Below are 11,765 nucleotides of genomic sequence, written 5' to 3' on the forward strand. Positions count from 1 at the left end.
GCTTTATGAGATAGTTTAACGCTAAACTATCTTGCCGAAAGGGGGAGATCGCCACTATGGCTGCGCGAAAAACCACAAAGAAACCAAATGTTTCTGCGGAAGAACTCAAGACATACTACCGCGAGATGCTTCTGATCCGTCGATTCGAAGAAAAGGCGGGTCAGCTTTATGGCATGGGTCTGATCGGCGGGTTCTGCCACCTGTACATCGGTCAAGAGGCGGTTGTTGTCGGGCTCGAAGCGGCAGCACAGGACGGCGACAAGCGGATCACATCGTATCGTGACCACGGCCATATGCTGGCCTGTGGCATGGATCCGGGCGGCGTGATGGCCGAACTGACCGGGCGCGAAGGCGGCCTGTCCAAGGGCAAGGGCGGTTCGATGCACATGTTCTCGAAAGAAAAGCATTTCTATGGGGGCCATGGCATCGTCGGCGCGCAGGTTCCGCTGGGCGCAGGTCTGGCCTTTGCCGACAAGTACAAAGAGAATGGCGGCGTGACCTTTACCTATTTCGGCGACGGTGCCGCAAACCAGGGCCAGGTCTATGAGACGTTCAATATGGCCGCCCTGTGGGATCTTCCCGTGGTTTTCGTGATCGAGAACAACCAATACGCCATGGGCACAGCGCAGGCGCGTTCGACCTCGTCACCCGATATCTATGTGCGCGGCGAAGCCTTCGGCATCCCCGGCGAGATCGTCAACGGAATGGATGTGCTGGCCGTCAAAGCCGCTGGTGAAAAGGCCGTTGCCCACTGCCGCGCCGGCAAGGGCCCTTACATTCTTGAGGTCAAGACCTACCGCTATCGCGGGCACTCGATGTCTGACCCGGCCAAGTACCGCACCCGCGAAGAGGTTCAGAAAGTCCGCGAACAAAGCGACCCGATCGAACATGTGCGCGAGCTGCTGCTGACCGGCAAACACGCGACCGAGGATGACCTGAAGGCGATCGACAAGGAAATCAAAGAGATCGTGAACCAAGCCGCCGAATTCTCGAAAGAAAGCCCCGAGCCCGCCGTTGAAGAGCTCTGGACCGACATTTACGCCTGAGAGGACGAATAAGACATGGCAACCGAAATTCTCATGCCCGCCCTTTCGCCCACGATGGAAGAGGGCACGCTGGCCAAATGGCTGGTCAAGGAAGGCGACACCGTATCCAGCGGTGACATCCTGGCCGAAATCGAGACCGACAAGGCGACAATGGAATTTGAAGCCGTCGACGAGGGCATCGTCGGCAAGATCCTGATCGCCGAAGGCACCGAAGGGGTCAAGGTGAACACCCCGATTGCGGTTCTGGTCGAGGAAGGCGAAGACGCCTCGGCCGTGACCGCGGCTGCACCCGCAGCCGCAGCGGTGGTCGAAGCCGCCCCTGCGGCGGTCGAGGCCCCCGCTCCTGCCGCTGCGGCCCCCGCTGCGCCGGTGGTCGACCTGTCGCCCGACTGGCCGGCAGATGCCGAGATGAAATCCGAAACCGTTCGCGAAGCTCTGCGCGACGCGATGGCCGAAGAAATGCGCAACGACGAAGATGTCTATCTGATGGGCGAGGAGGTCGCGGAATATCAGGGCGCATACAAGATTTCCCAGGGTCTGCTGGACGAATTCGGCCCCAAACGCGTGATCGACACACCGATCACCGAGCACGGCTTTGCCGGCATCGCCGTTGGGTCGGCCTTTGGCGGGCTGAAGCCGATCGTCGAGTTCATGACGTTCAACTTCGCGATGCAGGCGATCGACCAGATCATCAATTCGGCCGCCAAGACGCTGTACATGTCCGGCGGTCAGATGGGGTGTCCGATCGTGTTCCGCGGCCCCAACGGCGCCGCCGCGCGCGTGGCAGCCCAGCACAGCCAGGACTATGCCGCCTGGTACATGCAGATCCCCGGCCTGAAGGTGGTGATGCCCTATTCCGCAGCCGACGCCAAGGGCCTGCTGAAATCGGCCATCCGCGACCCCAACCCGGTGATCTTTCTGGAAAACGAAATCCTCTATGGTCGCACTTTCGACATGCCGCAGGTCGATGACCTGACCGTGCCGCTGGGCAAGGCCCGCATCTGGCGCGAAGGCTCGGACGTGACCATCGTCAGCTTCGGCATCGGCATGCAATACGCGCTGGAAGCCGCCGACAGGCTGGCCGAAGAAGGCATCAGCGCCGAGGTTATCGATCTGCGCACCATCCGTCCGATGGATACCGGTGCGATCATCAATTCGGTGATGAAGACCAACCGTCTGGTGACTGTGGAAGAAGGCTGGCCGCAAGGTTCGGTCGGCAGCTACATCTCATCCGTCGTGATGCAGGAAGCATTCGACTATCTCGACGCGCCGGTCATCAACTGCACCGGCAAGGATGTTCCGATGCCCTACGCCGCAAACCTCGAAAAGCTGGCCCTGGTCACTACGGACGAGGTGATCGAAGCCGTCAAACAAGTGACTTACCGGTAAGGAGCGACAGACAGATGCCCACCGAAATTCTGATGCCCGCCCTTTCGCCGACCATGGAGGAAGGCACGCTCGCCAAATGGCTGGTCAAGGAAGGCGACACCGTCTCCTCCGGCGATCTGCTGGCCGAGATCGAAACCGACAAGGCCACGATGGAGTTCGAAGCCGTCGATGAAGGCATCGTCGGCAAGATCCTGATCCCCGAAGGCACCGAAGGGGTCAAGGTCAACACCGCCATCGCGATTTTGCTGGAAGATGGCGAAAGCGCCGATGACATCGCCGCGGCCCCGGCCAAGACCCCGGAGGCTGCCCCCGCAGCCGACCCGGGCAACGAGGCCGCCGCCCCTGCGGCGTCCGAGGCGCCCGCCCCTGCCCCTGCGCCGGCCGCTCCGGTCAAGGCGGATGGCGGTCGCATCTTTGCTTCCCCTCTGGCCCGACGGATCGCTGCGCAGAAAGGCCTCGATCTGGCACAGATCACAGGCTCTGGCCCGCATGGCCGCATCGTCAAGGCGGATGTCGAAGGCGCGACGGCCACTGCGACGCCTCCTGCCCCGGCAGCCGCAGCGGCCGCGCCTGCGACCGCACCGACGGCGGCCTCTGGACCGTCCGCCGATATGGTCGCGCGGATGTATGAGGGCCGCGAGTACGAAGAAATTCAGCTCGACGGTATGCGGAAAACCATCGCTGCGCGACTGGGCGAGGCCAAACAGACCATCCCGCATTTCTACTTGCGCCGTGACATCAAGCTGGATGCGCTGCTGAAGTTCCGCAGCCAGTTGAACAAGCAGTTGGAAGGCCGTGGCGTGAAGCTGAGCGTCAACGACTTCATCATCAAGGCCGTCGCCAACGCGCTTCAGCAGGTGCCCGAATGCAACGCCGTCTGGGCGGGTGACCGCGTGCTGCAACTCAAGCCGTCGGACGTGGCCGTAGCGGTCGCGATCGAGGGCGGGTTGTTCACCCCGGTTCTTCAGGACGCCGACATGAAATCTCTGTCGGCGCTTTCGACCGAGATGAAGGATCTCGCCGCCCGTGCCCGCGAGCGCAAACTGGCACCGCACGAGTATCAGGGTGGCACGTTTGCCATCTCGAACCTCGGCATGTTCGGCATCGACAATTTCGACGCCATCGTGAACCCGCCTCATGCCGGCATTCTGGCGGTGGGTACCGGCGTGAAAAAGCCCGTTGTCGGGGATGATGGAGAACTGACGGTGGCAACCGTAATGTCCGTTACCATGTCCGTCGATCACCGCGTCATCGACGGCGCGCTGGGGGCAGAACTGCTCAAGGCTATTGTCGACAACCTGGAAAACCCGATGGTCATGCTGGCCTGACAACCCAAAGAATACCCGCGCCCCGGACAGCCGGAGCGCGGGCAGCCTCAAGTGTTTGCATTGAATTGAACTTGCGTGATCGGGGCACCGATTGCCCGATGTATCCAAGCGCCCCACTTCCTTCCTTTAGAAGCAGACGGAAGGCAGGTGCGCGATGCTCTCAAGAAATCTCATTCTCAGCCTGACTGTTTTGGCGATACCCGCAGCCACGGCACCTGAATGTGCCATGGCAAAGCCCAACAGCTATACGGGTGAGCATTCAAAGTTCAAGCCAAACGATCCGGCCGCGATTGCCCGGCAGAAAGCCGCACAGGACAGACGGCTAGAGCTTCGCAAACAAAAACGGGAAGAACAGCGGCGCAAGCGGTTGGACAAACGCGCCAACCGCTCTCGCTGAGCTGTTACTGATCCTTGCCCAGCATATGATCCATCGAGATCGAAGGCTGGTCGCACCCGGCTTCCCCCACGATCTTGGCGGGGATACCGGCGACCGTCTTGCAGGGCGGCACCTCTTGCAGCACCACCGAACCTGCGGCGATGCGGCTGCAATGGCCAATGGAGATATTGCCCAGCACCTTGGCCCCGGCCCCGATCAGAACACCGTCTCCGATTTTTGGATGACGGTCTTCTTCTTCCTTGCCGGTTCCGCCCAGCGTCACCGAGTGCAGCATCGACACGTTGTCGCCCACCACTGCTGTCTCGCCAATCACGATGGAATGGGCATGGTCGATCATGATGCCCTTGCCGATTTTGGCTGCCGGGTGAATGTCGATCCCGAAAATCTCGGATGAGCGCATCTGGAAGAAATAGGCCAGATCATAGCGCCCCTTGCGCCACAACCAATGGGCCACGCGATATGCCTGCATGGCCTGGTACCCTTTGAAATACAGGATCGGCTGCAACAGCCGATGACAGGCCGGGTCACGTTCGTAAACGGCCATAAGGTCCGCCCGAGCAGCTTCGAGCAAACCCGGATCGTCGGCATATGCCTCATCCACGATTTCACGCAGAACCATCATCGACATTTCGTTCGAGCACAGCTTCGCCGCCACCCGATATGAAAGCGCGCGTTCAAGGCTGCGGTGATGCAGGATACAGGCGTGCACGAGCCCCCCCATGAGGGGCTCTTTCTCGACGGCCGCATGGGCCTCGGATGTGATACGGGTCCAGACCGGATCAACCGGTGTCACATGGCTGCGCTTTTCGAACATGGCTTTGATCCTTTACTGCGCCTAGAATGCCATTTAGTGGCAAAAAGACCAAACGCAAACCCATGATCGGTCATGTAACGAAAATGAATGAGTCAGAGCGCACCCATTTCGAAACACGAATTCGCGAGCGATTGGCGGAATTGCAGCAGATGTCAGCGTCGGGGCAGCAGGCCCAGGCCGTTGTCGAGCTGGATCAACAGGCCGTTGGACGGCTGAGCCGCATGGATGCGCTGCAAAATCAGGCCATGGCCAAGGCACAGCAGGCCAATCGCGATGTGGAAACACGCCGGCTTCTGGCCGCGTTGGACCGGCTTGAAGCGGGCGAGTTCGGATATTGCGAAGACTGCGGCGAGCGGATTCCGGATGGGCGGCTGACTCTGGATCTGGCCGCCAGCAAATGCGTCAGCTGCGCGTCCGGCTAGCCTGAAATCTCGCAAGCTGGTGCAGAACCATCTCAAAACACTGGCAATATTGCAGATCGTCAAACCCGGGTTCATCGGCCAGGGCCCTGTTTCGCGCAACGGCCATGAGAGAACCATTGCCGTAAACCGGGTGGAGCTTGCCCGTGCGCTCCAAATGCCTATCGGCCAATTCCGCCTCGTGGATCATCCGCACACACAAAGCCCCCCTGTCCGGCTGCGGCACGGCCAGCAAGGCGCGCGCCGCAGCACTGACATCTCCATGCAGAACCGGCCGCATCAGGCAGCTTGCCCAACCGCAAGACGCGACCAGGCACCCGGTCCGAATACAGCAGATACCTGGGCCACTTCGACCTCATAGCCCCCGGACAGACCATCCGCCGCTTTCATGGCCGTCGAATAGGTCCACCTTGGTTCGGATGTCAGTTCTTCACGCAGAACGGTTCCACCCGCAACGACACGGACCAGGTAGGATTCGGTTTCTTCGCCCAGGGAAATCTCCAGCCCCGACCAGTCATCCGCATCCGTTCGGGCACGTCGGATCCACGTAAGCTCATCCCCGGCGGCACCAGACCGAACCCGCATGTGCACAGGCGCATAGGGGCGCAATCCGTTGCCTGCAAACGAGGCAATCAGATGTTGATAGGACGGATCATCATAGCCGCGGGTCGCAGGCCCAATGCGATAATGTTTGGCAAGACGCCTTTCGTTTCGCAGCAGGCTGATCTGTTGCACCCTGTCATTCAGCAGCACGAATACCGATCCATCCGGCCAGACATCAGGCATCAAGGCGTCTGTTCCCAGTTGACCCCTGAGCCGCCCGGACAACGCGTATACATCCGGGGCCTCGAGCGCCGCGTCAGCGAACTGAAAAACCTCCCAGTTACCGGGTGTTCCGTCACCGATTGCAGCCAGATTGACGCCATTCATCACCGAGCTGCGCGGGCGGGATTCCAACTGACCTGCAAGCAGTTTGACCTTCAAGGCAGGGCCCTCATCCCAGACACCGACACTGGCGCGTCTCAGCGGTGTTTCAGTCACGCCGACCACTGCCCGCTGTGCAATGACGTCGCTCAGGCGATAGCTATCGTCACTGGACGAGGAATAGACTGTTGCCGCCCCGGGCCATGGATCCCCGGTAACGGCCAGATAGGGCGCATGAGGGGCCTCGGCCCCCGTGATCAAGGGCAGATCCAGAAAAACCGGCAGCACGGGGACCGGCGCCGCATAGGGTTTGACCGTTGCCGGGTCGTCATTCAATTCGGACGCTTTGTACACGCCCTGTTCGATCCGGACCGCTTCAACCAGTTGCAGGTCGGCGGATTCCAACCGGTCGATCCGGTACACCGGCCCGGTTTCAGCATCCGTCAAACGAACCAGATCCCCTGCCCCCAGGTGCATTTGAGACGGCGGAAGCGCAAACCGAACCGTATCACGGGAAACTCTGGCTTCGCTCAACCAGCGTTCGGCCGTTTGCCGCCCTTCGGTGCGGGTCATGGACAGAGGCATTTCATTCACGGATACGGAATGGGTGCGATCATCGGGCAGAACCGCCTCTTCCGCGACGACATCATGATCCGCGTCCGACTGAACAAAGCGCAGACGAACGCGCCCGGTCATTTCGGCCTCGGCCTCGCGCCGGTGTTCAACCGTGCCCTCAAGATCACTGCTGATCGCCAGATGGTCGGGGTTCAAGGCAACCGCGCCGTACCCGTCGCGCATCTGGAACTTCAACACTCCATCCCTTTCGATCGCATCAAACCCATAGCGCAGCATCAGCGGCTGCAAGGCGGAACGAGCGTTCGTCACGTCTTCGATGACATACCCGCGGACCACACCGTACAGACCAGAGACGTCTATATCCGTGACACCTGCACCGTGGCAGATTTCGGTCACCACGGAGGCCAACGTGCGAGACCCGGACCGACCGTTCAGCCAGTGCCCTCTGGGATAGTTCTCGCCATCGTCCCACTGGCTTTTCAGGTTCGGAAAGGTCGGAAACGGACGGGTATCCCATGCCCAGACATACGCGTTTGCCATGTCCAGCATCGGCGCGCCATAGATGTCCGAGATCGGATTGACCTTCGGATCGCTCCAATAGCCAAGCATCGCCGTCAGATACTGAACCTGAATGAAGTCGTCGCGCAGCCCGTTTGAATACGCGGGCAACAACGATTCCGATGACTTCGGGTCCAGGAATTTGTTCGGCTGGTTCGTGCCCTTGTCGATTGCCGCACACCCCAACTCGGTGAACCAGATCGGTTTCGAGCCGGGCACCCAATCGGTCGGGTTGGGTTGACGCACGCCTCCGATCCGTTCGTGATGCGGATTCGACCACCAGTTGCGCAGGTCCTTGTATCTCCAGATCCACGGCTCGTCATGCCCCTGATCTTCGATCGGAGTCCTGATCTGCGCCTCCGCCTCTTCCGGAGAGGCGTAGTACCAGTCATACCCTTCACCGCCTTCGATATTGCTGCGAAGATACCCCAGGTCGTAGATCGAAGGCGCGCCGGCCTCGGCGTCCAGATGGTTTTCACCGTCGCGCCAATCGGACAACGGCATGTAGTTGTCGATGCCGATGAAATCGATGTTGTCGTCCGCCCAGAGAGGGTCGAGGTGAAAATACCTGTCGCTGGTGCCCTTTGGCTGGTATCCGAAATACTCGCTCCAATCCGCTGCATAGCCGATTTTGGTGTTCGGCCCCAGAATTTGACGCACCTCGGCCGCCAAGGCGCGAAGTTGTACAACGGCCGGAAAGCCCGAAGCCCCTCTGATCTGGGTCAGGCCACGCATCTCGGACGAGATGCAGAACGACGAAACGCCGCCGGCAGCCTTGCACAGCATGGCATAGTGCAGAATGAAACGCCGCAGGCCCCATTCCTGAGGGCCGGAATATGTGATGATTTCTTTGGCCGTGACACCGCTGTCCCCCAGCAGCCCGCCAAAGGTACCGCCCCCGGAGACCCAGGTTAAACCGGTATCCCCTCTGTCGTCAGGCCGACCACCCGGTCTGGGCCTGACCAGACCACCCGAGCCACCGCCGGTGCCGCCCGATCCGTTCGTATCCTGGTTGATTGCAAAATCTTGCGCACGTGCTGTTCCAAAGAACGCGGCGACCTGTGCATCGGCCGATGCCGTCTGGTCCACGGAACTCGGACGCCCCGGCGCCACATCCAGGGTGATCCGCCCACGCCATGGCAGGTGTGGCTGACTTGATGCATCCGACCAGGGATCAGGCAGCCCGTTCCCCGGCAATTGCTCCATCAGGATGAAGGGGTAAAACATCACCCGTTTGCCGGATTGGTTCAGATGCCGGATCGCCTCGACCACGGCCGCATCGGCCGGAGTCCCCCCATAGACCGGGCGGCCGTTCTGTCGCACCACAAGCCCGGCGTCACTTCGGGCCTGATCAGATACGATCCAGGGCATATCGCTGCTGTCGTTCTCACGCTGTTCGATCTTTGGCCGGATCTTGCAATGTCCGCATCTCAGGTCATCGCCGAACCACGACACCACCAATGATGCAGCATCGCAATTGGGCAACTCGCTTTCCAGCGCTCGGGTCGAGGAGACAAGATCCGAGGTGCCTGACGCGGAATGTGCGTTTGCAGGCCAGCTCTTGCCAGATTGTGAATAATTCACCTGAGAGCTGGCCAGAGCGTATTCTCCGGTCCCCGGTATCATGGCGACCCCGCGCACGATCTGAGGCAATGCACTGTCGTGATCGGGCATGTCCCGCTGCGTGGGGCGCACAACTTCAAATGAAAACTGCGGCACCCGGTTGCCGAAAGCGCCGAGCGGGAAGTCCTCGATCACGACATAGGCGGTTCCGCGATACGCTGGAACTGTTCCCGCGCCTTCAATCGCCTCGATCAGAGGATCCGGCAACTGATCCCACGTGCCATGGTAAACCCGCATGTTGAAGCTGGATCGATCTTGCTCTTCTCCATCCGCCCAAATGCGCGCGACATCGGCAATCTCACCGGCGCCGACCGCAATCGCCAGCGAAATCGAGTAACTGTACGTGACCGTAGTCACCTCAGGGGTCTTGGGTTTCCCCTTGCCCCCGCCGCCGCCACCCTCTGTGGTGGTCGTCTGGGTCTCCAGAAAATCCGAAGCCCAAATGACCTGACCACCCACACGCATACGGCCAAACACGGTGGTCACCGGCACACCTTCGCCGGTTTCCGTCAACCGAAACCTATCCATACGGCCGGTTTCAACGACTTCACTGCCGCTGCCCATAACGGACTGGTTAAAGAACTTCTGATCAAGGACCCGCCCGACCGTCGCACCAACGGCCCGACCGATAATTGCGGTTGAAAGGCCCGCAACCGTGCCCCCGATCGAACCGCCCAGCGCGGCCCCGGCTGCAGAAAGAAGAATAGTGGCCATCAATGCATCTCCATCGGGAATTCGAAACAGGAAACGATACGGCGGCACCAAGGCCTGCTCAGTGCGTTCTCCACGACGCCGTGGCCGGAATACGCGTGAATAAAGCGCGGCTCGGGGTGCGTGGTACTGACGATGCCCAGATGCTTGGCGACGCTTGCATCGCGCATCCGAAACAGCAGAACATCCCCCGATGCCATCTCGCCTATTGGTTTTTCGACCAGATGCCGTCTGGCAGCCACCCACATCCGTTCCTCACCCTGCGGTTCGGACCAGTCCATGCTGTAGGCCGGAACAGATTCAGGTTCCCGCCCGATCACGGCGCGCCAAACGCCGCGCAACAGGCCCAGACAATCCGCACCGGCACCTTTGACCGAGGCCTGATGCATATAAGGCGTTCCAAGCCAATTGCGCGCCTCTGTCACAATATCCTCTCTACGTATCGTCACCGTAAGCTGCCTCCGCTATTGGCTTTGCTTTTCTTGGGAACAGCCATGACCCAGTCTTCGCCCGGAAGATCTGGAAACCCTTGAAAATTCAGAAAGTTGTTGAACTTGAACTGGCAGGTTTCCATGCGTTTGTCGCATCCTGCCCGCAGTTTCACACTGTCGCCGATCGCCAGGCTTGCCCCGAAACCGGACCAAAGCGTGATCTCGCGCCCGGTTGCCGTCTGCCTGTCATTCTTGATCGAAGACCACAACCCCTTGGCAGAACCGGACAAAACATCCACGCGCCCCCGTTCGAACCAGCCTTCTTCAATGGTCTGGCCTCCTACAACATGCAAAAGGGTGCCGCCATCGAAACCCGAGATCACACCGTCGAACCAATACCCCGGCGCGTCGGTGTTGAACCGGCAGGCCCGATCCCCCAACACAGCCGTGCAAGGCTTTTGGTAAACGCGCCCCAAAGGGCGGTTCAGCAAGTCGGTCAGGCCACGCAATTCCGCATGGAACGCGCCGCCAGAGCGGCGCAATTCACCGATAGAACCACGGAACTGAAGGACGCGCTGATCCAGATCTGCCCAATTGACAAGCCAGGCGCGCACTTCGGCCCCGTCAAAACGCCCCGCTTCGATATCCTCGTCGCGAATGGCCGCGTCAGACAGGGCGCCCATCGCTTCCGTGTTGTCGATGGACAGGCCCGTGGCCTGCTCGATGGCGGCGGCCGTCAGGCCGGTACTGGCCTTGAAGGTCAACCCGTCAAAACTCAGCTCCGTGTCGTGGTCGGTGAAACCGTATTCCTGCCCGTCCGTGCGTTTGATCGCCCAACAGCGGCAGACCGTTGTCAACCCGCTTTGCAGATGCGCGTGCAGACCCTTAATATCTTCAGCCATCAGATGCGCACCTCGACCACTGGAACGTTCGGTACGTCGCCGGCCTGGAAACTGGCAACACTGGTCTGGATTTTGTCGGTGTCAAAACGCACCGGCACATCAAACTCAAAACCCGCGGTGATATCGACCTCTTCCGGCGGTGGGTCCGCGAACGTGACCCTGCCCGTCGTCAGATCAACGTCAAAATCCACGCCCTCGCGGACCTCATCCTGATCCAGCCCCAGACGCACCGTCCCCAATACCGGTTTCACGATGGGGCGCGCATAGCTTACCCCACCCGATTGGTAGGTCTTGATCAACTGGAATTCGGTGCGTGTTCCGTCGCCTTTCGCGATCACCTGATCTCCGAAATTGATGTCCGCCGTGGCCTTGCCGGATTTGAAATCCGACCAGTCTTTCCAGCGAAAGCCGAACATCTGGCCCTGCCGCGCTTCGAAGAACGAAATCAGTGTCTCGATGTCGTCCAGCGACCGCATCCCCAGCCCCGCATCATATCGGCGACGCGAATGGGCCCAGGGCGTGTTGCGCTCTTCAAAACCATTGGCCAGCGTCACGATGTCCGTGCGCCGTTCCGGCCCCCCGACCGAGCCAAAGCTCAGGCTGGCGGGAAATCTCACCTCGTGGAAATTCATCAGCTGCTCCCTGAT

The 11,765-nt window shown here is 60.4% G+C and carries 11 protein-coding genes; 5 read left to right on the top strand and 6 right to left on the bottom strand.

The genetic code is table 11. The features are described from left to right. The first annotated feature begins 56 nt into the window (after positions 1-56). The 4 genes from pdhA (at position 57) to ACR0E2_RS04860 (ending at position 4,160) form a co-directional block, all read left to right on the top strand. Positions 57-1,046, top strand: coding sequence for a pyruvate dehydrogenase (acetyl-transferring) E1 component subunit alpha (pdhA, locus tag ACR0E2_RS04845; protein WP_171115415.1), 990 nt, complete (start codon positions 57-59; stop codon positions 1,044-1,046). A gap of 15 nt (positions 1,047-1,061) precedes the next feature. Continuing rightward, positions 1,062-2,435, top strand: coding sequence for a pyruvate dehydrogenase complex E1 component subunit beta (locus tag ACR0E2_RS04850; protein WP_480445437.1), 1,374 nt, complete (start codon positions 1,062-1,064; stop codon positions 2,433-2,435). Between the two features lie 14 nt (positions 2,436-2,449). Continuing rightward, positions 2,450-3,763, top strand: coding sequence for a pyruvate dehydrogenase complex dihydrolipoamide acetyltransferase (locus ACR0E2_RS04855; protein ID WP_480445438.1), 1,314 nt, complete (start codon positions 2,450-2,452; stop codon positions 3,761-3,763). Between the two features lie 226 nt (positions 3,764-3,989). After that, positions 3,990-4,160 carry a hypothetical protein gene (locus ACR0E2_RS04860; protein ID WP_171639288.1) on the top strand — a complete coding sequence of 57 codons (171 nt, stop codon included), beginning with the start codon at positions 3,990-3,992 and terminating at the stop codon, positions 4,158-4,160. 4 nt (positions 4,161-4,164) lie between these two features. On the opposite strand, the gene cysE is transcribed toward ACR0E2_RS04860, so the two are convergent. Beyond that, on the bottom strand, positions 4,165-4,974 hold the full coding sequence (gene cysE / locus ACR0E2_RS04865; RefSeq protein ID WP_171639287.1) for a serine O-acetyltransferase: 810 nt from the start codon (positions 4,972-4,974) through the stop codon (positions 4,165-4,167). Positions 4,975-5,057: 83 nt separating this feature from the next. On the opposite strand from cysE, the gene ACR0E2_RS04870 reads away from it, so the two are divergent. Further along, positions 5,058-5,396 (top strand): TraR/DksA family transcriptional regulator, encoded by a 339-nt coding sequence (locus ACR0E2_RS04870; RefSeq protein WP_171228355.1) that lies wholly within the window; start codon positions 5,058-5,060, stop codon positions 5,394-5,396. Here the strand turns inward: ACR0E2_RS04870 and ACR0E2_RS04875 are convergent. The 5 genes from ACR0E2_RS04875 to ACR0E2_RS04895 are packed head-to-tail and all read right to left on the bottom strand — an operon-like array spanning position 5,377 to position 11,750. Next, a complete protein-coding gene (locus ACR0E2_RS04875) occupies positions 5,377-5,673 on the bottom strand; it encodes a DUF7742 family protein (protein ID WP_152458306.1) in 297 nt (98 codons plus the stop codon). The two genes, ACR0E2_RS04870 and ACR0E2_RS04875, sit on opposite strands and share 20 nt — an antisense overlap. Beyond that, complete coding sequence (locus ACR0E2_RS04880) at positions 5,673-9,788, bottom strand: baseplate multidomain protein megatron (RefSeq protein ID WP_480445440.1); 4,116 nt, start codon at positions 9,786-9,788, stop codon at positions 5,673-5,675. Before ACR0E2_RS04880 ends, ACR0E2_RS04875 begins: the two co-directional genes overlap by 1 nt. Beyond that, complete coding sequence (locus tag ACR0E2_RS04885; RefSeq protein WP_152458307.1) at positions 9,788-10,234, bottom strand: NlpC/P60 family protein; 447 nt, start codon at positions 10,232-10,234, stop codon at positions 9,788-9,790. Before ACR0E2_RS04885 ends, ACR0E2_RS04880 begins: the two co-directional genes overlap by 1 nt. Next, on the bottom strand, positions 10,231-11,118 hold the full coding sequence (locus ACR0E2_RS04890) for a DUF2163 domain-containing protein (RefSeq protein ID WP_480445442.1): 888 nt from the start codon (positions 11,116-11,118) through the stop codon (positions 10,231-10,233). The genes ACR0E2_RS04885 and ACR0E2_RS04890 overlap by 4 nt, the downstream gene beginning before the upstream one ends. Then, complete coding sequence (locus tag ACR0E2_RS04895; protein WP_152458309.1) at positions 11,118-11,750, bottom strand: DUF2460 domain-containing protein; 633 nt, start codon at positions 11,748-11,750, stop codon at positions 11,118-11,120. Before ACR0E2_RS04895 ends, ACR0E2_RS04890 begins: the two co-directional genes overlap by 1 nt. Between the last annotated feature and the right edge of the window lie 15 nt (positions 11,751-11,765).

Source organism: Ruegeria sp. A4, from assembly GCF_056543025.1.